At 74.2% G+C, this 19,049-nt stretch carries 19 protein-coding genes; 8 read left to right on the plus strand and 11 right to left on the minus strand.

All coding sequences use genetic code 11. The features are described from left to right. The first annotated feature begins 88 nt into the window (after positions 1-88). Positions 89-1,705, plus strand: coding sequence for a protein kinase (locus tag ACFC1T_RS15820; RefSeq protein ID WP_375888647.1), 1,617 nt, complete (start codon positions 89-91; stop codon positions 1,703-1,705). Here the strand turns inward: ACFC1T_RS15820 and ACFC1T_RS15825 are convergent. Next, positions 1,702-2,304: a TetR/AcrR family transcriptional regulator gene (locus ACFC1T_RS15825; protein ID WP_375888650.1), complete on the minus strand. Its 603-nt coding sequence runs from the start codon at positions 2,302-2,304 to the stop codon at positions 1,702-1,704. The two genes, ACFC1T_RS15820 and ACFC1T_RS15825, sit on opposite strands and share 4 nt — an antisense overlap. A 66-nt stretch (positions 2,305-2,370) precedes the next feature. On the opposite strand from ACFC1T_RS15825, the gene ACFC1T_RS15830 reads away from it, so the two are divergent. Next, positions 2,371-3,243: an alpha/beta fold hydrolase gene (locus ACFC1T_RS15830; RefSeq protein WP_375888652.1), complete on the plus strand. Its 873-nt coding sequence runs from the start codon at positions 2,371-2,373 to the stop codon at positions 3,241-3,243. Here the strand turns inward: ACFC1T_RS15830 and ACFC1T_RS15835 are convergent. Both ACFC1T_RS15835 and ACFC1T_RS15840 read right to left on the minus strand, forming a co-directional pair. Further along, positions 3,236-3,739: a hypothetical protein gene (locus ACFC1T_RS15835; RefSeq protein ID WP_375888654.1), complete on the minus strand. Its 504-nt coding sequence runs from the start codon at positions 3,737-3,739 to the stop codon at positions 3,236-3,238. The two genes, ACFC1T_RS15830 and ACFC1T_RS15835, sit on opposite strands and share 8 nt — an antisense overlap. An 88-nt stretch (positions 3,740-3,827) precedes the next feature. After that, positions 3,828-4,505, minus strand: coding sequence for a hypothetical protein (locus ACFC1T_RS15840; protein ID WP_375888656.1), 678 nt, complete (start codon positions 4,503-4,505; stop codon positions 3,828-3,830). A 110-nt stretch (positions 4,506-4,615) separates the two neighbouring features. On the opposite strand from ACFC1T_RS15840, the gene ACFC1T_RS15845 reads away from it, so the two are divergent. Then, complete coding sequence (locus tag ACFC1T_RS15845) at positions 4,616-5,242, plus strand: TetR/AcrR family transcriptional regulator (protein WP_375888658.1); 627 nt, start codon at positions 4,616-4,618, stop codon at positions 5,240-5,242. A gap of 82 nt (positions 5,243-5,324) precedes the next feature. Here the strand turns inward: ACFC1T_RS15845 and ACFC1T_RS15850 are convergent, their stop codons facing one another. Beyond that, positions 5,325-5,981 (minus strand): hypothetical protein, encoded by a 657-nt coding sequence (locus tag ACFC1T_RS15850; protein WP_375888661.1) that lies wholly within the window; start codon positions 5,979-5,981, stop codon positions 5,325-5,327. 429 nt (positions 5,982-6,410) lie between these two features. Here ACFC1T_RS15850 and ACFC1T_RS15855 point away from each other — a divergent pair, with 429 nt between their 5' ends. Next, positions 6,411-8,912: a helicase C-terminal domain-containing protein gene (locus tag ACFC1T_RS15855; RefSeq protein WP_375888664.1), complete on the plus strand. Its 2,502-nt coding sequence runs from the start codon at positions 6,411-6,413 to the stop codon at positions 8,910-8,912. 33 nt (positions 8,913-8,945) lie between these two features. On the opposite strand, the gene ACFC1T_RS15860 is transcribed toward ACFC1T_RS15855, so the two are convergent. After that, positions 8,946-9,197 (minus strand): hypothetical protein, encoded by a 252-nt coding sequence (locus ACFC1T_RS15860; protein ID WP_375888668.1) that lies wholly within the window; start codon positions 9,195-9,197, stop codon positions 8,946-8,948. A gap of 108 nt (positions 9,198-9,305) precedes the next feature. On the opposite strand from ACFC1T_RS15860, the gene ACFC1T_RS15865 reads away from it, so the two are divergent. Together ACFC1T_RS15865 and ACFC1T_RS15870 are read left to right on the plus strand one after the other, a co-directional pair. Further along, complete coding sequence (locus tag ACFC1T_RS15865; protein ID WP_375888670.1) at positions 9,306-9,707, plus strand: hypothetical protein; 402 nt, start codon at positions 9,306-9,308, stop codon at positions 9,705-9,707. Positions 9,708-9,798: 91 nt separating this feature from the next. Next, positions 9,799-11,436 carry a DNA repair helicase XPB gene (locus ACFC1T_RS15870; RefSeq protein ID WP_375888672.1) on the plus strand — a complete coding sequence of 546 codons (1,638 nt, stop codon included), beginning with the start codon at positions 9,799-9,801 and terminating at the stop codon, positions 11,434-11,436. A 6-nt stretch (positions 11,437-11,442) separates the two neighbouring features. Here ACFC1T_RS15870 and ACFC1T_RS15875 read toward each other — a convergent pair whose 3' ends face one another. Beyond that, positions 11,443-11,604: a hypothetical protein gene (locus ACFC1T_RS15875; RefSeq protein ID WP_375888673.1), complete on the minus strand. Its 162-nt coding sequence runs from the start codon at positions 11,602-11,604 to the stop codon at positions 11,443-11,445. 301 nt (positions 11,605-11,905) lie between these two features. Here ACFC1T_RS15875 and ACFC1T_RS15880 point away from each other — a divergent pair, with 301 nt between their 5' ends. Next, complete coding sequence (locus ACFC1T_RS15880) at positions 11,906-13,963, plus strand: HelD family protein (protein WP_375888675.1); 2,058 nt, start codon at positions 11,906-11,908, stop codon at positions 13,961-13,963. 62 nt (positions 13,964-14,025) lie between these two features. Here ACFC1T_RS15880 and ACFC1T_RS15885 read toward each other — a convergent pair whose 3' ends face one another. The 3 genes from ACFC1T_RS15885 to ACFC1T_RS15895 all read right to left on the minus strand — a co-directional run bounded on the left by ACFC1T_RS15885 (position 14,026) and on the right by ACFC1T_RS15895 (position 16,169). Then, on the minus strand, positions 14,026-14,712 hold the full coding sequence (locus ACFC1T_RS15885; RefSeq protein WP_375888678.1) for a copper homeostasis protein CutC: 687 nt from the start codon (positions 14,710-14,712) through the stop codon (positions 14,026-14,028). Between the two features lie 123 nt (positions 14,713-14,835). Next, on the minus strand, positions 14,836-15,795 hold the full coding sequence (locus tag ACFC1T_RS15890; RefSeq protein WP_375888679.1) for a hypothetical protein: 960 nt from the start codon (positions 15,793-15,795) through the stop codon (positions 14,836-14,838). Then, entirely contained in the window at positions 15,792-16,169 is a 378-nt protein-coding gene (locus ACFC1T_RS15895) for a PadR family transcriptional regulator (RefSeq protein WP_375888681.1), read from the minus strand. The genes ACFC1T_RS15890 and ACFC1T_RS15895 overlap by 4 nt, the downstream gene beginning before the upstream one ends. A 106-nt stretch (positions 16,170-16,275) precedes the next feature. On the opposite strand from ACFC1T_RS15895, the gene ACFC1T_RS15900 reads away from it, so the two are divergent. Next, on the plus strand, positions 16,276-16,908 hold the full coding sequence (locus ACFC1T_RS15900) for a hypothetical protein (RefSeq protein WP_375888683.1): 633 nt from the start codon (positions 16,276-16,278) through the stop codon (positions 16,906-16,908). Here the strand turns inward: ACFC1T_RS15900 and ACFC1T_RS15905 are convergent. Continuing rightward, a complete protein-coding gene (locus ACFC1T_RS15905; RefSeq protein WP_375888685.1) occupies positions 16,905-17,261 on the minus strand; it encodes a hypothetical protein in 357 nt (118 codons plus the stop codon). The two genes, ACFC1T_RS15900 and ACFC1T_RS15905, sit on opposite strands and share 4 nt — an antisense overlap. 162 nt (positions 17,262-17,423) lie before the next feature. After that, positions 17,424-19,046 (minus strand): chaperonin GroEL, encoded by a 1,623-nt coding sequence (groL, locus tag ACFC1T_RS15910; protein WP_375888688.1) that lies wholly within the window; start codon positions 19,044-19,046, stop codon positions 17,424-17,426. Between the last annotated feature and the right edge of the window lie 3 nt (positions 19,047-19,049).

Genomic DNA, 19,049 nt, shown 5'->3' on the forward strand with positions numbered 1-19,049 from the left:
CACCCGGAGCCGTGCCCGTACTGTCGGCTCGCGGCGGCATCGGGGACATCGGGGGCGTCGGGGACGTCGGGGCGATCGAGAGCGGGGCGTGGCCGTGACCGAAGAGGCGATACCAGGACGGCTGGTCGGGCAGCGCTACCGGCTCGTCCGGCAGTTGGGAGCCGGCGGCTTCGGGCGGGTCTGGCACGCCCACGACGAGACGCTGGGCATCGAGGTGGCCGTCAAGCAGCTGTGGCTGCCGCCCACGACCTCCGACGGTGAGCGGACCGAACGACTGGCCCGGGCCGAGCGCGAGGCGCGCAACGCCGCCCGGCTGCGCGACCGGCCGCACATCGTGGCCGTCCACGACGTGCTGGTCGAGGACGGCATGCCGTGGATGGTGATGCAGCTGGTCCCGGGCGGCTCGCTGAGCGACCGGCTGGCCGCGCACGGGCCGCTGCCGGTCGAGCGGGTGGCCGACGTCGCCCGTGCCCTGCTGACCGCCCTCGGCGCCGCCCACGCGGCCGGGGTGGTGCACCGGGACGTCAAGCCCGCCAACGTGATGCTCGCCGACGACGGCGAGGTGCTGCTCGCGGACTTCGGGATCGCCGTCCACCAGGCCGACACGACGCTCACCGCGACCGGGGCGTTCGTCGGCTCGATCGAGTACATCGCGCCCGAGCGGGCGCGCGGCGTGGACGGACAGGCCGCTTCGGACCTGTTCTCCCTCGGCGTCACCCTGTACCAGGCGGTCGAGGGCGTCTCGCCGTTCCGCCGGGACTCGGCGACGGCCTCGCTCACCGCCGTGCTGTTCGACCCGCCCGCGCCGCCGCGCAACGCCGGCCGGCTGGCGCCGCTGATCCTGGCACTGCTGGCCAAGGAGCCGGAGCAACGGCCCGGCACGGCACAGGCGTTGGCGATGCTCGACGATTCGGTCCCGGCGGTGCCCACCGTGCTCGACCACCCGCTCGCGGCGGCGACCACCGCGCCCGCGCCGACGAACCCGGTACTGACGAACCTGGTGGCGACGACCCCGGTTGCGACGACCCCGGTGGCGACGGCGCCGACGGACGCCCCGGCCCCGCGCTCCTCCCGTACGGCCACGGCCGTGTTCGTCGGTCTGGTGCTGGCCGCGGTGGCCGGGGTCCTGATCTCCTGGCTCCCCGGGGACGACACGTCCCAGGACCCCGAGGCCGGGGCCACCACCGGGGCCGCGGCGCTGCCGGTCAGCAGTCGGCCGCCCGCGCTGCCGGACCTCCCGACCCCCTGCGACGTCCCCGCCGCGCTCGCCACCAAGCTCGGGCTCACCCAGCGGGGCCCCGAGGACGTCAAGCCCGAGCGCCGCCGGTGCGACTGGTGGACCGACGGCTCCGCCCGACTCCCGTACAACTTCGCCAGCGCGCAGACCTACCGGGGCCCGTACAGCGCCGAGCCGGGCGCGCACCCGGTGCGGATCGCGGACGCCGTGGACGGGCAGGAGTACCTCGACGACAAGCCCAGCAACAACGGCATCGCCTACTGCCGCGTCGAGTGGCCCACGGACAACGGTGGCTACGCCTCGGCCGTGATGCAGTCCCCCAAGGGCTCCGACCCCACCCACCTCTGCGAGTTCACCGAGGAGTGGGCGGACGGGCTGTATGAGAGCCTGGCCGACGTAGCGCGCCCGACCGCGCCCGCTGGTGGGGGCACGACGGCTGTACCAGTGCCTGGCTCACCAGGGCGCTAACCGCGCGGCGCCAGGAACAGCTCGTCCAGGTGGTGGGTGAGGACGGCCAGCGCCTGCTCGCCGGTGCGCTGGCCGCCGAGGACGCTCGCCCCCAGCCCGTTGACCATCGCCAGCAGCCCGGCGGCGGCCATCCCGACGTCCCGCCCGGGTGCGATCGTTCCGGCCGCCTGGGCGGCGCGCAACTGCTTGACCAGGAAGCCCTCCAGGACGACGGGCGGCTGCGCGGCCCGCTGCTCCAGCACCTCGGGGTCGCCCAGCACCAGCGTGTAGTACGCCGCGTACGTCCGGGTGATCCGGCGGCTCTCGGCGTCGGTCGGCAGGATGCAGGAGAGGATCGCGGTCACCACCTCGCGCGGGGCGCGGGCCTCGCCGATCCAGCGCTCCATCCGGGCCTGGAGCTGGGTGCCGAGCCGGGCCAGGGCGTCCAGCAGCAGGCCCTGCTTGGTCGTGAAGTAGTACTGGACGAGCCGGAGCGAGACGCCGGCCTCGGTCGCGACCGCCCGCATGCTGGCCGACTGGAGGCCCTCGGTGTCGGCGATGCGCAGCAGGGCCTCGGCGATCTGCCGTCGGCGTTCCTCATGGTCGACCTTCTCGGCCACGGTTCGGCCTCCCTTGTCCCGGTGCACGTTGGTACACACGTATCATGCATGTGATACACATGTACCATGCGAATCAGCGAGTTCACGAACGGCAAGGCCGAAGCCCGCTTCCGCACCGCCTACGAGCACGCCCTGACCCGCCTCTGGCCCGGGCAGCGCACCGCGACGACCGTGCCCACCGCCTTCGGCGCCACCCGCGTCCTGCGCGCCGGCCCCGCCCACGGGCAGCCGGTCGTCCTGCTCCCCGGCTCCGGCGGCAACGCGCTGATGTGGCACGCGTACGTCGAACGCCTCGCCCAGCGGCACCCCGTCATCGCCGTGGACACCGTCGGCGAACCGGGCGCCAGCGTGCAGACCACCCCGATCAGGGACGGCCACGACGCCGCCGACTGGCTGGAGGACCTCCTCGCCGCGCTCGACGTCCCCACCGCCCACCTGGTCGGCTGCTCCTACGGCGGCTGGATCGCCCTCCACCACCAGCTCCGCCACCCCGGCCGGACCGCCACCCTCACCCTGGTCGACCCGGCCGGCCTGGCCGACGTCGGCCGCCGCTTCTACACCTGGGTGATCCTCGGCGGCCTCGCCGCCCTGGCCCCGCGCGCGCTCCGCCCCCGCCTGGCCCGGGCGGTCGGCAACAGCGCCATCCTGGAGGCCGAGCTGATGACCCTGATGCGCGCCTCGACCGGCTTCCGCCGCCGCCTGCCGCTGGCCACCACCCTCGACGACGCCGAACTGGCCCGCCTCGACGTGCCCGCGCTCTTCCTGCTCGGCGAGCGCAGCGCCTTGCACGACGCCCGGGCCGTCGCCGAGCGGCTGCACCGGCTCGCCCCGGCCGCCCGGGTCCGGATCGTGCCCGGCGCCGGGCACTCGCTCACCACGGACGACCCGGCGGCCGTCCTCGACGGGATCCTCACCATGGCCGCCTCGCAGGTCAGTTGACCGCCCTGGCGCCCTCGTACGCCCCGTCCGCCTCATCGTCCTCGTCCTCGGCCGGCCCGGGCGCGAGGACCATCGGCCAGTCCTCCTCGGAGGCCAGCAGTACCTCCAGGGGCACGTCGGCCGCCCCGGTGAACACGGCGGTGGCCTCGGAGAGCCGGGCCGGCAGGCCCGGGACGGTCACCTCGGCGGTGAGGACCACGGCGGCCTCCGGATCGAGGGCCGAACGGAGCGGGAAGTCGAACGGGTCGACGCGCACCTGCACCAGGGCGTACGGGTAGACGGCGACCGACACCGTCAACCGGTCGCCGTCCCGGCTCTGCTCGGCCCAACCGTCCGTCGCCAGCAGGAAGAAGGCCCGGTCGCCCTCGTAGCAGTACGAGCCGAGCCGGTCCAGCGCCCGTTCGCCCGGGGTGCCGTCGGGGTCGACGACCAGGACGGCGACGTGCGCCTCCCGGTCGCTCGGGTCGAGGTCGGAACGGACGTACAGACGGGCCACCGGGCACCTCCGGGTCGCGGAACGGGATCGGGCCCGTCACCGTACCCCGCAAGGGAGTTGGGCGACGGGCCCGGGGGCCGCGCTACTGTCAGGCCGCCGCCCGGTCCGCCGCCCCGCGCCGCGCCACCACCTGCCGCCGGACCGCCCAGACCGCCCCGGCGAGCACGAAGCCGTAGACCGACACCAGCCCGTGGCCGTTCTCCTGGGCGAACCACATCGCCAGGCCGAGCACCGGGACGCCGGCGGCCAGGGCGAGCTCCTTGGGGAGCCGGGTGCGGGTGAGGAAGGCGAGGGCCAGGGTGGCGCCGAGGAAGTAGGTGGCGCCGGAGCTGCCCGCGAAGTTGCGGGGGTCGGTGCTGGGGCCGCCGCCGATGCCGAGCAGGGTGTCGATCCGGCCGGGCAGCAGGATGCCGGCCAGGAAGAAGCCGAGGGTGAGCGTGCCGCCCCAGTACCACTGGGCGAGCGCGGCGACGGCGGCGAGGGTGACGAGGTTCCACAGGCCGCCGAAGAGGCCGCCGTTCTGCATGAACACCGAGGTGTACTCGCGCCACCAGCCGGACCGGGCCGGGTCCGCGTCCAGCGCGTCCATGGCGCCGGACCACACCAGCTGGAGCAGCACCCCGCCGACGGCGACGGCGGTCAGGGCGATCGCCGCCCACGGGAGCGGCCGTCCGCGCAGGGTGTCACGGCCGACCACGCCGAGCCCGCAGTTGACCATCATGACCATCAGCGCGGCCGTGGTCACGTTGAAGACGATGGCGTCCATGACTGGCCCTCCCCCCGGTTCCGACGTTTTCCAACGCCGTTCGAAAACCTGATGGGGCCAAGCTAGCACAGTTTTCGAACAGCGTTGGAAAACGAGGTACGGTGGACCGCATGAAGCTCACCAAGGAGCGCATCGTCGACGCCGGCATGGCCGTGTTCGCCGAGGTCGGCTACCAGAACCTGTCCATGCGCCAGGTCGCCGAACGCCTCGACGCCCACGCCGGCAGCCTCTACTACCACGTGCGCGGCAAGGACGAACTGCTCGCCCTGATGGCCGACCGGATCAGCCGCCGCGCCTACGACGCGGGCACCGCCGCCCTCGCCGCCCTCCCACCCGACGCCCGCTGGCAGGACCGCGTCGAGGCCCAGGCCACCACCCTGCGCCACGAGATCAAACAGCACGCCGGCGGCGCCCAACTCCTCGCCGAGAGCCCCGGCGTGCTCAGCACCGGCGGCCTCTCCCTGATGGAACGCCTGCTGCGCACCCTCCTCGACGCCGGCCTGCCCGCCGAGCACTGCGGCACCGCCGCCGACACCCTGCTCAGCCACGTCACCGGCTTCGTACTCCAGGAGCAGAACCAGCCCGCCGCCCCGCCGACCGTCACCGCCGAGCTCTACGCCGACCTGTGCGAACGGTTCCCGCTGGTCATGGGCGACCTGATCCCGCGCATCGGCCAGGACGAGAAGTACGTCCGCAGCATCCGCCTGCTCTGCACGGGCTTCACGGCGCTCTGCTGAACCGCCGGGCCGCCCCCGGACTCGGCCCCGGGGACGGGGGCGGGCACGGGCACGGGCACGGGGACAGGGACGGCCCGAGGGCTCAGCCCTGCTGCGGCGGCCGGCGGCGCATGCTCAGCAGCAACAGCACCACCGCCGTCAGCACCGCCGCGGTGCGCAACACGCCCGGAGCCATCGACCAGCTGAACTGCCCCAGCGGGGAACCGGTCTGCGCCCCGCCGCCGCCACCGCCCGCCCCCTGCTTCGCCGTTCGCATCGCGAACAGCGCGGTCGCGCTCATCGTCACCAGCGGAATCCCCAGGATCACGAACTTGCGCGTCAGATCGGAGAGTTGGCGGGACAGGTAGCCGAGCCCCCAGCCCGCCAGCATGGCCGGGAAGAATCCGGACACCGCACCGCCGACCAACAGCCCGCAGGACAACAGGATCAGCGGGGACGGCCTGCGGGCCCCCTGGGCCGCGGCGGCCTTCGCCTGCACGGCCTTCGCCTGTGCCTTCCGCTGCCGCTTCGACAGGCGCACCGGCCGCCCACCGGCCTGCCCGGCCGGTCCCCCGGCCTGCGCCGTGTCCTGCGCCGCCTCCTCCGCGCGCTGCTCGGGGATCGGCTTCGGCACCGGCCGCGGCGCGTCCGAGAAGTCGAGCATCGTCATCGTCCACGGGCTCGAACTCTGCACCGTCGGCGGCGGGATCGACTCCGCACCGGCCTCGGGCGAGGAGACGCCCGGCAGGTCCAGCGACACGTTCGGGATGGCGCCCGTCCCGGTGTACCCGGACGCGACCGAAGGCCCGTACACACTGTCCTCCGCCGCCGGCCCCTCGGACGCACCGGCCGGCGGAGCGGCCGGGGGAGGCGTCGACGGCGCGGCGGGCGTCGACGGCACGGCCGCGCCCGACGACCCCGACCGCTCGCTCCACGGCCCGCTCTTGCGCCACCACTCGCCGTCCGTCATCACCGACACCCCGCCTCGCCCACGCCGTCCGCCGAACAGCGGCGACCGCCCACCGAACCGCCCTCGGCGGTGACGCTACCCACCGTGCCCCGCCGACGCGAGTCCCGCCACGAACCCGCCGCGCACACCGCCGCGCACACCGCCGCCCCCGAGCGCACCGACCCCGGCCCGCCACCGGAGCACGCCCCACCGTCGGCGCGCCCGACTAACCTAGGTCGAATGACCACACAGCAGGGCCCTCAACGCCAGAGCAGGACGCCCGCCGGCCCCCGCACCCTCGCCGAGGAGCTGCGCGCCCGCCCGGACGACGCGCTCGCCGCCCTGCTCCGGTCCCGCCCCGACCTGCTGAACCCCGTCCCCGGCGACCTCACCCAGCTCTCCGCCCGGCTGTCCTCGCGCGCCTCGGCGCTGCGCGCCCTGGAGCGGCTCGACCGGTTCACCCTCCAGGTCGCCGAGGCCCTGGCGACCGCCCCGGACGGCACCTCCCTGGCCACCGTCCGCACCCTGCTGACCGGCCCGGCCAAGGTCAAGCCGCACCCGGGCGCCACCCCGCTCACCCCGGCCGACCGCGCCGCCGTCGCCGCCGCGCTCCCCCGCGCCGTCGCCGTCCTGCGCGACCGGGCGCTGCTCTGGGGCCCCGACAACGGCCTACGGCTGGTGCTCGCCGTCCGCGAGGCGCTCGCCCCGACCGCCGCCAACCCCGGCCGCACCGGCCTCGGCCCGACCCTCGCCGACGCCACCACCGGCATGTCCCCGGCCCGGCTGCAACAACTGCTCGCCTCCGCCGGGCAGCCCGCCACCCCGGACCCGGTCACCGCGGTCGCCGCCCTGGCCGCCCTGCTCACCGACCGCGCCCGCTGCACCGCCCTGCTGGACACCGCCCCCGAGCCGGCCCTGCGGCTGCTGGACCGGCTGGTCTGGGGACCGCCCACCGGCACCGTCCCGGACGCCACCCGCCCGGTCACCGCCGAGGACGCGCAGAGCCCGGTCGAATGGCTGCTGGCCCGCGGCCTGCTGCTGCCCACCAGCCCGGGCAGCGTGGTGCTGCCCCGCGAACTGGCCCTGCACCTGCGCGGCGGCCGCACCCACCGCACCGTCGAACCGCTCCAGCCCGAGCCCGAGCCCGCCGCGCCCCCGCGCGATCCACAGACCGTGGACAGCGCCGCCGCCGGCCAGGCGCACACCGCCGTCAAGACCGTCGAGGAACTCCTCGACACCTGGGGCCTCACCCCGCCGCCCACCCTGCGGGCCGGCGGCCTCGGCGTACGCGACCTCAAGCGCGCCGCCCAGACCCTGGAAGCCACCGAGCAGCAGGCCGCCTTCTGGCTCGAACTCGCCTACACCGCCGGGCTGCTGGCCCCCGACGGCGAGGCCGACGAATGCTGGGCGCCGACCCCGGCCTACGACGGCTGGCTGCAACTGGACACCGCCGAACGCTGGTCCGTCCTGGCCGGCGCCTGGCTCACCGCCACCCGCGTCCCCGCCCTCACCGGCACCCAGGACGGCAAGGGCAAGCCGCGCGCCGCCCTCGGCCCCGAACTCGACCGCACCCTCGCCCCGTCCGTACGCCGGGCCGCCCTCGCCCTGCTCGCCGAACTCCCGCCCGGCACCCCGGCCACCGCCGCGGAACTGCTGCCCACCCTGCGCTGGCAGCGCCCGCTGCGCGGCGGCCCCACCGGCCCGGACAGCCACGAGCTGCGCGACGACCTCACCACCTGGACCCTCGCCGAGGCCGAACTGCTCGGCATCACCGGCCGCGGCGCCCTCGGCGCCCCCGCCCGCGCCCTGCTCACCGCCGAGTCCGACCCGGCCGAGGTGCTCGCCCCGCTGCTCCCGCGGCCGCTGGACCACGTGATCCTCCAGCCGGACCTCACCGCGATCGCCCCCGGCCCGCTGCTCACCCCGCTCGCCCAGGCGCTCGCGCTCTGCGCCGACATCGAGTCCAAGGGCGGCGCCACCGTCTACCGCTTCACCCCGACCTCCGTACGCCGCGCCCTCGACGCCGGCCGCACCGCCGCCGACCTCCAGGCCTTCCTGGCCCAGCACAGCCGTACGCCCGTCCCCCAGCCGCTCGCCTACCTGATCGACGACGTCGCCCGGCGGCACGGCATCCTGCGGGTCGGCGCCGCCTCCTCGTACCTGCGCTGCGACGACCCGGCCCTGCTGAACGAGGTGCTCGCCGACCGCCGCGCCGCCGACCTGCGGCTGCGCCTGCTCGCCCCCACCGTGCTCGCCGCCCAGGCCGCCCCGGACGTCCTGCTCGCCGCCCTGCGCACCATGGGCTACGCCCCGGCCGCCGAATCCGCCGAGGGCGACGTCCTGATCACCCGGCCGGACAGCCACCGCACCCCGCCCCGCAGCGCCCCCACGCCCGTCCCCGACGGGCCGCCCACCCCCGACGACACCCTGCTCGCCGCCGCGATCAAGGCCGTCCGGGCCGGCGACCGCGCCGCCACCGCCAGCCGCCGCGAGCCGACCCCCGACCCGCGCCAACTCCCCCGCACCGCCGCCGCCGAGACCCTCGCCACCCTCCAGACCGCCGTCCTGCTCGGCGAGCGGATGTGGATCGGCTACCTCAACGCCGAGGGCATCGCCAGCCAGCGGATCATCGACCCGGTGAAGGTCGAGGGCGGCTTCGTCACCGCCTTCGACCACCACGCCGACGAACTCCGCACCTTCGCCCTGCACCGGATCACCGGCGTCGCGGAACTGGACGAGTAGCGCGGGACGAGCGGGACGGGAGGTGAAGGGGCGTCAGTGCCCCTGCGACTCCTTCATCTTCTGCTTGACGGCCTGGTCCGCCAGGCTGCCGATCTGGCCCTGGCCGACCGGCAGCGAGCCGCCGCCGACCTGGTCGGCGATCAGGAATCCGGGGGCGGCCAGCAGCCCGCCGGGCCCCTCCCCGATGCCCGCGAGGGCGTGGGCGGAGCCGGCCGAGGAGGCGGTGGCGGCGAAGGCCGTGCCCATCAGGGCCAGGGCGGTGAGAACGCGCTTCGAGTTCTTCATGCCCGGCTCAACGAGCGAGCACGCACCGTGGTCACTCGGAGCAGTTGACGGGCCGCGCCCACGGGCGTACTCCGGGAACAGGGGGTTCTCGACAAGGAGGCACCCACCATGCTCGGTGACCGGATCGCGGAGTTGACCACCACGGAGAGCGGCCGACGGGTGCTGGCCACGGTCGGCGGGCCCGCACTGGAGGTGTCGATGACCGGCGTCGGCCAGGTGCTCGGCCACTCCGTCCGGGAGTTCGTCACCTACGAGTCCGAGCTGCGGCCCGACGGCTCGCTGTTCGGCGAGGGCCAGGGCGTCGGCATGACCGACAAGGGCGAGACCTACAGCTGGCACGGCAGCGGCATCGGCCACTTCACCCAGGGCGGGGCCGTCAGCTGGCGCGGCAGCATCTACTTCGAGAGCGCCGCCGACGCCTTCCTGCGCCTCAACGACCTGGTCGGCCTGTTCGAGTTCGACAACGAGCCCACCGGCGCGGGCCGGGCCGTGCTCTACGAATGGAAGTAGCCCGCCCACGTTCCGCGCGAAATGAGCGACACTGGAGGGTCTGCGTCAGACCCAGTCAGTCAGCCTGTCAGCCAGTGGAGGGCTCCCCCGCGTGAACGACGGACCGCTCATCGTCCAGAGCGACAAGACTCTCCTCCTGGAGATCGACCACCCCAAGGCCGCCGACTGCCGCCGCGCCATCGCCCCGTTCGCCGAGCTGGAGCGGGCACCCGAGCACGTGCACACGTACCGGGTGACCCCGCTCGGGCTGTGGAACGCCCGGGCCGCCGGGCACGACGCCGAGCAGGTCGTCGACGCCCTGGTGAAGTACTCCCGCTACCCAGTGCCGCACGCCCTGCTGGTCGACGTGGCGGACACCATGGGCCGCTACGGCCGGCTCCAGCTGTCCAAGCACCCCACCCACGGGCTGGTGCTGACCACCACCGACCGCCCGGTCCTGGAGGAGGTGCTGCGCTCCAAGAAGATCGTCCCGCTGGTCGGTGCCCGGGTCGACCCCGACACCGTGGTGGTGCACCCCTCCGAACGCGGCCAGATCAAGCAGGTGCTGCTCAAACTCGGCTGGCCCGCCGAGGACTTCGCCGGCTACGTGGACGGCGAGGCGCACCCGATCGACCTGGACGAGGACGGCTGGCAGCTGCGCCCGTACCAGTCCCAGGCCGTCGAGGGCTTCTGGCACGGCGGCTCCGGCGTCGTGGTGCTGCCCTGCGGCGCCGGCAAGACGCTGGTCGGCGCCGCCGCCATGGCCCACGCCAAGTCGACCACGCTGATCCTGGTCACCAACACCGTCTCGGCCCGCCAGTGGAAGCACGAGCTGGTCAAGCGCACCTCGCTCACCGAGGACGAGATCGGCGAGTACAGCGGCACCCGGAAGGAGATCCGCCCGGTCACCATCGCCACCTACCAGGTGATGACGACCAAGCGGAAGGGCGTCTACGCCCACCTGGAGCTGTTCGACGCCCGCAACTGGGGCCTGGTGGTCTACGACGAGGTGCACCTGCTGCCCGCGCCGGTGTTCAAGTTCACCGCCGACCTCCAGGCCCGCCGCCGGCTCGGCCTGACCGCCACCCTGGTGCGCGAGGACGGCCGCGAGGGCGACGTGTTCAGCCTGATCGGCCCGAAGCGCTTCGACGCCCCGTGGAAGGAGATCGAGGCCCAGGGCTACATCGCGCCCGCCGACTGCTGCGAGGTGCGGGTCACCCTGACCGACTCCGAGCGGCTCGCCTACGCGACCGCCGAGCCGGAGGAGCGCTACCGCTTCTGCGCCACCACGGCGACCAAGCGGCGGGTGGTGGAGGCCCTGGTCAAGAAGCACGAGAAGGACCAGACGCTGATCATCGGCCAGTACATCGACCAGCTGGACGAGCTCGGCGAGGCCCTGGACGCGCCCGTGATCAAGGGCGAGACCAGCAATGCCCAGCGCGAGAAGCTCTTCGACGCCTTCCGGAACAAGGAGATCGGCGTCCTGGTCGTCTCCAAGGTCGCGAACTTCTCGATCGACCTGCCCGAGGCCACGGTGGCCATCCAGGTCTCCGGGACCTTCGGCTCCCGCCAGGAGGAGGCCCAGCGCCTCGGCCGGGTGCTGCGCCCCAAGGCGGACGGGCACTCGGCGCACTTCTACTCGGTGGTCGCCCGGGACACCGTGGACCAGGACTTCGCCGCCCACCGGCAGCGCTTCCTGGCCGAGCAGGGCTACGCCTACCGCATCATCGACGCGGACGACGTCCTCTAGCGGGCCTCAGTACCGGACACCGTCGCGCCCGAGGAAGATCACGCGCGCGGCGGTGTCCAGCGCGATCCCGACGTTGCGCACGGCGGTGCTCAGCGGGTTGCGGTGGCGGCCCTGGACGGCGGTCGCGCCGGCCGGGCCCGTACGGGGGTTGCGGTTCTCGGTGCTCATGTCTCCAACGGTAGGCACCCGGACGGCCCAGGGCATCACTCCGAAGGCCGTACCCACCAGGACGGACGTCCTCCTGCGGGTGTACGGGACCCCCGGCACCCCCTGAGACCTGCGGGGCTGGAACCCCGAGGCGCACGGGTCTAAGATCGTCCGTCTGCCCCCTCCCGAACCGTGGTACCTGGCGCGTTTTCCGCCGGCAGCCGGGGGAGGTGCCGACCGCACGGCAACCGGTCGGCTGTACCCCACCGTGAGCTCCATCGATCCGCTGCGCCCGCCTCCGGGGCAGCCGGGAAGGTTCGCTGTGCCCGCCACCCCCACCACCGACCCGCTCCAGCGCGAGCGCGACCACCTGGCCTCGTCCCGGTCCGCGCTGCGGGCGATGCGCGAGGACGTCCAGTCCCTCGACATCCGCGACGTGACCGGCACCTGGGTCACCGCCGTCATCCTGCAGAACCAGATCGAGGCCAGGATCGCCGCCCTGGCCGACCTCTCCGACACCCCGCTGTTCTTCGGCCGGCTCGACTACCTCCACGCGGTCAGCGAGGAACTCAGCGAGGGCGGCGGGGGCGAGAACTTCTACATCGGCCGCCGGCACGTCCACGACGCCGACGGCGACCCGATGGTGATCGACTGGCGCGCCCCGGTCTCCCAGCCGTTCTACCGGGCCAGCCGCAAGGACCCGATGGACGTCGAGCGCCGCCGCCGCTTCGGCTACACCGGCGGCGAGCTCACCGCCTACGAGGACGAGCACCTCACCGACCCCGCCGAACAGGAGACCTCCTCCGCCCTGCTCGCGGCCGAGATCGAGAAGCCCCGCGTCGGCCCGATGCGCGACATCGTCGCCACCATCCAGCCCGAGCAGGACGAGATCGTCCGCTCCGACATCACGGGCACCATCTGCGTCCAGGGGGCGCCCGGCACCGGGAAGACCGCGGTCGGCCTGCACCGCGTCGCCTACCTGCTGTACGCCCACCGCGAGCGGCTGGCCCGGACCGGCACCCTGGTGATCGGGCCGAACAACGCCTTCCTCTCCTACATCGAGCAGGTCCTGCCGGCCCTCGGCGAGCTGGAGGTCGCCCAGGCCACCGTGCAGCAGCTGGTCGCCCACGTCGAGGTGCGGGGCGAGGACGACCCGGAGGCGGCCCGGCTCAAGGGCGACGCCCGGATGGCCGAGGTGCTCCGCCGGGCCGTACGGGCGGGCATCACGCTGCCCACCGAACCCTGCGTGGTGGTCCGCGGCTCCCGCCGCTGGCGTGTCCCGGCACACGAACTGATCGGGATCATCGAGGAGTTGAAGGCCCGCGAGGTCCGCTACGGCGCCGCCCGGGACGCCCTGCCGCAGCGCATCGCGCACACCGTGCTGCTCAAGATGGAGCAGGGCGGCGAGGCCCCGGACGACCGGGTGCAGGACGCGGTGGCCCGCAACGCCGCCGTCAAGGCCGTGGTCAAGGAGTGCTGGCCGGCCGTCGACCCGGCCAAGCTGGTGCTGCGGCTGCTCTCCGACCCGGAGTTCCTGGCCGCGTGCGCCGAGGGCGTGCTGACTGCCGAGGAGCAGCGGGCGGTGCTCTGGCCCAAGCCCGGCCGCTCGGTGAAGACCGCCCGCTGGACCCCCGCCGACGCCGTCCTGGTCGACGAGGCGACGGACCTCGTCCAGCGCACGCCCTCGCTCGGGCACGTGGTGCTGGACGAGGCCCAGGACCTCTCCCCCATGCAGTACCGCGCGGTCGGCCGCCGCTGCACCACCGGCTCGGCGACCGTCCTGGGCGACCTCGCCCAGGGCACCACCCCGTGGGCGACCGCGAGCTGGCCGGACGCCCTGCACCACCTGGGCAAGCCCGAGGCGCACGTGGAGGAGCTGACCAAGGGCTTCCGGGTGCCCGAGGAGGTCATCGCCTACGCCTCCCGGCTGCTGCCCGCGATCGCCCCGGGCCTGGCCCCGGCGACCTCCGTCCGCGACACCCCCGGCGCCCTGGAGATCCGCCCGGTCGACGGCGCGGAGCCGGACCTGGACGCGGCCGTCCTGGCGGCCTGCCGGGAGGCGCTGGAGCACGAGGGCTCGACCGGCCTGATCGCCGCCGACGCCCGGATCCCCCGGCTCGCCGAGCTGCTCACCGCCGCCGGACTGGCGCACCTCTCCCCCGGCACCGAGACCAGCGCCGAGAGCCGGCTGACCCTCGTCCCCGCCTCGCTGGCCAAGGGTCTGGAGTACGACTACGTGGTGCTGGACGAACCGGCCGCCGTGGTGGCCGGCGAGCCGGACGAGCGGACCGGCCTGCGCCGGCTGTACGTGGCGCTCACCCGTGCCGTCTCCGGCCTGACGGTGCTGCACGCCGAGCCGCTGCCGGAGCAGCTCGGGTAACGCGCGGGAGGGGCCGGTCCCGACACCGGGACCGGCCCCTCCGACAGGGTCGGGCGCCTGGTTCAGGCGTCGATCATCGCCCGCCACTCGGCGACCTTGGCCGCGTCGACCGGCGTCAGCCAGCCGTCGGCCCGCACCGCGCCGCCGACGTGGAAGGCGTCGAAGCCCTCCGCCCGCAGCCCCTCGACGTGCTCGGCCCGCAGGCCGCCGCCGATCAGGATCCGCTGGGCGTACCCGGGCTCGCCCGCCCGGGCCAGCTCGGCGGACAGCACCTCCCGGCCGGCGTCCACCCCGGCGGCCGCGCCGGAGGTGAGGAAGGTGTCCAGCCCGGGCAGGGCCCCGACGGCGGCGCGCAGCGCGGCCCGGTCGGCGCTGTGGTCGATCGCCCGGTGGAAGGTCCAGCGGCAGCCGGCGATCGCCTCGGCGACGGCCGTGGTGGCGGCCAGGTCGACGGCGCCCCCGGCGTCCAGGAAGCCGAGCACGAACTCCTCGGCGCCCTCGGCCCGCAGCGCGGCGGCCCGGGCGCACAGCTCGTCGAGGTCGCCGGGGGCGAAGCCGTCCCGGATCCGGAGCATGACGCGCAGCGGGAGGTCGACGGCGGCCCGGATCCGGGCGAAGTCCTCGACGGAGGGGGTGAGTCCGTCGGCGGCCATGTCGGTGACCAGTTCGAGCCGGTCGGCGCCGCCGGACTCGGCTGCCTGGGCGTCCTGGGGCGTCAGCGCGATGACTTCGAAAATTGGTCTAGACATATCAGACAGCCTGCCACATCCCCCCGCCCCCGGCGAGACCCGCACCCCCGTTCCGGTCACGCCGGGAGCGGGGGTGCGGTCACGCCGGGGGGCGGGGACGCGGCAGGCCCGGGGCGGAGCCGGTCACACCCGTCCCGGCACCATCCCGAAGGACTCCTGCCGACCGAACCGCCGCTCCGCCAGCGCCACCAGGACCAGCACGGCCAGCACCGGCACCGCCACCGGCAGCAGGTGCGAGACCCCGCGGGCCTCCCGCCAGATGTTGAACAGGCTGCCGGGCCCGGTCAGCACCAGCACCGCCAGCCCCACCGCGGCCGGCCCCGTCCGCCCGCGCAGCCCCGCGAAGGTCAGCAGGGTCGGGGCGAGCAGCAGCACCACGAACCACTGGAGGTCCAGCCGGAAGCTGGTGTCGTCCCAGTCCTGGACCACCTCCAGCACCCCGCCGACGACCGCCGAGGCCAGCACCAGAGCGGCGGTCCGCAGGTTCGGCCGGGGCAGCAGGTCGGTCGGCGCGACGGCCAGCAGCAGCGCGGCCACCACGAACGGCAGCGTGGCCATCCCGATGTAGCCGACCCACCAGACGTCGAGGCCGCCCGGCTCCCAGACGGCCCGGCCCAGGTCGTACAGCCCGATGGCGCCCAGCAGCAGCGCGGTGACCCGGACGGCCGTCCACCGCCCCAGCAGGGCCGCCACCCCGAGCAGCAGCGCGGCCGCCGGCGGGGCGAACGCCCGGACGTGGTTGCCGAAGGAGTCGTCCCAGGCGAGCCACCTGGTGGTCCGCTCCAGGTGGGCGGCCCAGGGCACCATGGTGGCCCCGACCGCCGCACCGGCGATCATCGGCGCCACCAGCGCGAGCAGCCGTCCGGCCGCCGACCCGCCGGTCAGCCCCAGCCGCACCCGCAGCCCGTAGACCGCCAGACCGAGCACCTCCCGGGCCAGGGCCACCCGGCCGCCCGCCGCCGTCGTGTCGGCGAACACCTCGGCCAGCTCCTCGCCGCGCTCGTGCCGGTAGCGCGCCGGGTAGAGCCGCAGCGCGGCCCGCAGCACCGCCGAGGGCGCGGGGCCGATCACCGGCATGGTCATGAGAGTCCTCCCCCCGTCGCGGGCCGTTCCCCGGCCCTGCCCGGCAGCATCGACCGGATCCTGGTCAGCCGCCGCTCCGCCTCGGTGGCCACGGCCCGCAGCCGCCCGGCCTCGGCGGCCAGAGCGTCCCGGCCGGCCGCGGTCAGCGCGTAGCTGCGCCGGGCCCGGCCGTCCACCACCTCTTCGGCGGCGACCTCGATCAGGCCCTGGCCCAGCAGCCGGTCGAGGGCGCCGTACAGGGTGCCGGTACGCATCTTGACCCGGCCGTCCGAGATGGCGGCGACCTCCTGGATCAGCGCGTAGCCGTGTCTGGGCTGGTCGGCCAGGGCGGTGAGCAGCAGCAGCGTGGGCTCCTGCATGGAGCGTTCTGTCATACGACTACATATATCGTCAACCTACCTATAGGTCCAGCGCCGGCCCGTGCCGATCCGACCCGATCCGGTCCGACCTGACCTGACCCGACCCGCCACAATGTGCCCCATGCCGACCGAGGACCTGCTCACCGCCTGGACCGCCCTGCTGCACCGCTGCGGCGCCACCGACGACCCCGAGCCGTACGGCCGCGAACTGCTGCGCCGCTGGTCGGACCCGCGCCGCCGGTACCACACCGCCGAGCACCTGCGCGCCGTCCTGCGCCACGTCGACGCGCTCGCCGGGCACGCGGCCGACCCCGACACCGTCCGGCTCGCCGCCTGGTTCCACGACGCCGTGTACCGCCCCGACCGCACCGAGAACGAGGAGCGCAGCGCCGCCCTCGCCGTCCGCGCGCTGACCGCCGTCGGCCTGCCCGCCGAGCGCGTCGCCGAGGTCGAACGGCTGGTCCTGCTCACCGTCGGCCACGACCCGGCCCCCGGCGACCGCGACGGCGAGGTGCTCTGCGACGCGGACCTCGCCGTCCTCGGCGGCACCCCCGAGGCCTACGCGGCGTACGCGGCCGCCGTCCGGGAGGAGTACGCCTTCGTCCCCGAGCCGGACTTCCGCACCGGCCGCGCCGCCGTCCTGCGCCACCTGCTGGCGCTCCCGGCCCTCTACCGCACCCCCGACGCCCACCGGCGCCTCGCCGAACCGGCCCGCACCAACCTCACCACCGAACTCCAGCGCCTGGAGGACTAACCCAGCTCCCCCACCGGCGCCACCACGGCTCCCTGCTTGCCGCACACCCAGTGCGGCTCCGGCCCCAGCTCGGGCTCCACGCTCAGCGCGTGCGGGTCCCCGTCGGCCGCGCAGCCGGTGCACAGCGGCCACCGGCCGTACGCCTCCAGCAGCGCGTCCTGGACGTCCTGGGCGACCAGCCCGAGCACGTACTCGGTGCCGTCCGGCCACTGCTCCAGCCACCAGCGGCGGTGGGTGACGGCCTGTTCCACCAGCGAGACGACGGCGGCGTCCGCCACGTCCCGCGCGGTGAGGTCGGCCAGGATCTGGGCCCGGGCGTTGTGCAGGGCGGTCTCGATGTCGTCGGAAGCCATCCGTCCATTCTCCGCGGCCCGCCCGTGGCTTCAAAACGGGTCCGGGGCCGCAACGCCCCGGAGCCGGAACGCCCCGGGGCGGAAACGCCGCGTGGGCGGCCCCCCGAAGGGAACCGCCCACGCGGACGAGGATCAGCCGATCCGATCGGAGTCCGATCAGGATCAGAAGTCCATGTCACCGCCCGGCATGCCGCCGCCGGCGGCCGCGGCGGCCTTCTCCGGCTTGTCGGCGATGACGGCCTCGGTGGTGAGGAACAGCGCCGCGATGGAGGCGGCGTTCTGCAGCGCGGAGCGGGTGACCTTGGCCGGGTCGATGATGCCCGCGGCGACCAGGTCGACGTACTCGTTGGTGGCGGCGTTCAGGCCGTGACCGGCGGGGAGGTTGCGCACCTTCTCCACCACGACGCCACCCTCCAGGCCGGCGTTGGTCGCGATCTGCTTGATCGGGGCCTCCAGCGCGACCTTGACGATGTTGGCACCGGTGGCCTCGTCGCCCTCCAGCTCCAGCTTGTCGAAGGCGACACCGGCCTGCAGCAGCGCGACGCCACCACCGGCGACGATGCCCTCCTCGACGGCGGCCTTGGCGTTGCGGACGGCGTCCTCGATGCGGTGCTTGCGCTCCTTGAGCTCCACCTCGGTGGCCGCGCCGGCCTTGATGACGGCCACGCCGCCGGCCAGCTTGGCGAGGCGCTCCTGGAGCTTCTCGCGGTCGTAGTCCGAGTCGCTGTTCTCGATCTCGGCGCGGATCTGGTTCACGCGGCCGGCGACCTGGTCGCTGTCGCCGCCACCGTCGACGATGGTGGTCTCGTCCTTGGTGATGACCACCTTGCGGGCGGTGCCCAGCAGGTCGATGCCGGCGTTCTCCAGCTTGAGGCCGACCTCCTCGGAGATCACGGTGCCACCGGTGAGGATGGCGATGTCGCCGAGCATGGCCTTGCGGCGGTCGCCGAAGCCCGGGGCCTTGACGGCGACGGACTTGAAGGTGCCGCGGATCTTGTTCACGACCAGGGTCGACAGGGCCTCGCCCTCGACGTCCTCGGCGATGATGACGAGCGGCTTGCCGCTCTGCATGACCTTCTCCAGCAGCGGGAGCAGGTCCTTGACCGAGCCGATCTTGGAGTTGGCGATGAGGATGTACGGGTCCTCGAACGTCGCCTCCATGCGCTCCAGGTCGGTGGCGAAGTAGGCGGAGATGTAGCCCTTGTCGAAGCGCATGCCCTCGGTGAGCTCGAGCTCCAGACCGAAGGTGTTGCTCTCCTCGACGGTGATGACGCCTTCCTTGCCGACCTTGTCCATGGCCTCGGCGATGAGCTCGCCGATCTGGGTGTCAGCGGCGGAGATGGAGGCGGTGGAGGCGATCTGCTCCTTGGTCTCCACGTCCTTGGCCTGGGCCAGCAGCTGGTCCGAGACGGCGGCGACGGCCTTCTCGATACCGCGCTTGAGGGCCATCGGGTTGGCGCCGGCGGCGACGTTGCGCAGACCCTCGCGAACCAGGGCCTGGGCGAGCACGGTGGCGGTGGTGGTGCCGTCACCCGCGACGTCGTCCGTCTTCTTGGCGACCTCCTTGACGAGCTCCGCGCCGATCTTCTCGTAGGGGTCCTCGAGCTCGATCTCCTTGGCGATGGAGACACCGTCGTTGGTGATCGTGGGGGCGCCCCACTTCTTCTCCAGCACGACGTTGCGGCCCTTGGGGCCGAGCGTGACCTTCACCGCGTCGGCGAGCTGGTTCATGCCACGCTCAAGGCCGCGGCGAGCTTCCTCATCAAAGGCGATGATCTTGGCCATCAG

Source organism: Kitasatospora sp. NPDC056076 (assembly GCF_042266305.1).
GTDB lineage: Bacteria > Actinomycetota > Actinomycetes > Streptomycetales > Streptomycetaceae > Kitasatospora.

Coding starts and splice junctions, on each gene's coding strand:
- ACFC1T_RS15830 (WP_375888652.1), top strand. CDS start 2,371: ATGCGAATCAGCGAGTTCACGAACGGCAAGGCCGAAGCCCGCTTCCGC.
- ACFC1T_RS15840 (WP_375888656.1), bottom strand. CDS start 4,505: ATGGACGCCATCGTCTTCAACGTGACCACGGCCGCGCTGATGGTCATG.
- ACFC1T_RS15845 (WP_375888658.1), top strand. CDS start 4,616: ATGAAGCTCACCAAGGAGCGCATCGTCGACGCCGGCATGGCCGTGTTC.
- ACFC1T_RS15855 (WP_375888664.1), top strand. CDS start 6,411: ATGACCACACAGCAGGGCCCTCAACGCCAGAGCAGGACGCCCGCCGGC.
- ACFC1T_RS15860 (WP_375888668.1), bottom strand. CDS start 9,197: ATGAAGAACTCGAAGCGCGTTCTCACCGCCCTGGCCCTGATGGGCACG.
- ACFC1T_RS15865 (WP_375888670.1), top strand. CDS start 9,306: ATGCTCGGTGACCGGATCGCGGAGTTGACCACCACGGAGAGCGGCCGA.
- ACFC1T_RS15875 (WP_375888673.1), bottom strand. CDS start 11,604: ATGAGCACCGAGAACCGCAACCCCCGTACGGGCCCGGCCGGCGCGACC.
- ACFC1T_RS15885 (WP_375888678.1), bottom strand. CDS start 14,712: ATGTCTAGACCAATTTTCGAAGTCATCGCGCTGACGCCCCAGGACGCC.
- ACFC1T_RS15890 (WP_375888679.1), bottom strand. CDS start 15,795: ATGACCATGCCGGTGATCGGCCCCGCGCCCTCGGCGGTGCTGCGGGCC.
- ACFC1T_RS15895 (WP_375888681.1), bottom strand. CDS start 16,169: ATGACAGAACGCTCCATGCAGGAGCCCACGCTGCTGCTGCTCACCGCC.
- ACFC1T_RS15900 (WP_375888683.1), top strand. CDS start 16,276: ATGCCGACCGAGGACCTGCTCACCGCCTGGACCGCCCTGCTGCACCGC.
- ACFC1T_RS15905 (WP_375888685.1), bottom strand. CDS start 17,261: ATGGCTTCCGACGACATCGAGACCGCCCTGCACAACGCCCGGGCCCAG.
- groL (WP_375888688.1), bottom strand. CDS start 19,046: ATGGCCAAGATCATCGCCTTTGATGAGGAAGCTCGCCGCGGCCTTGAG.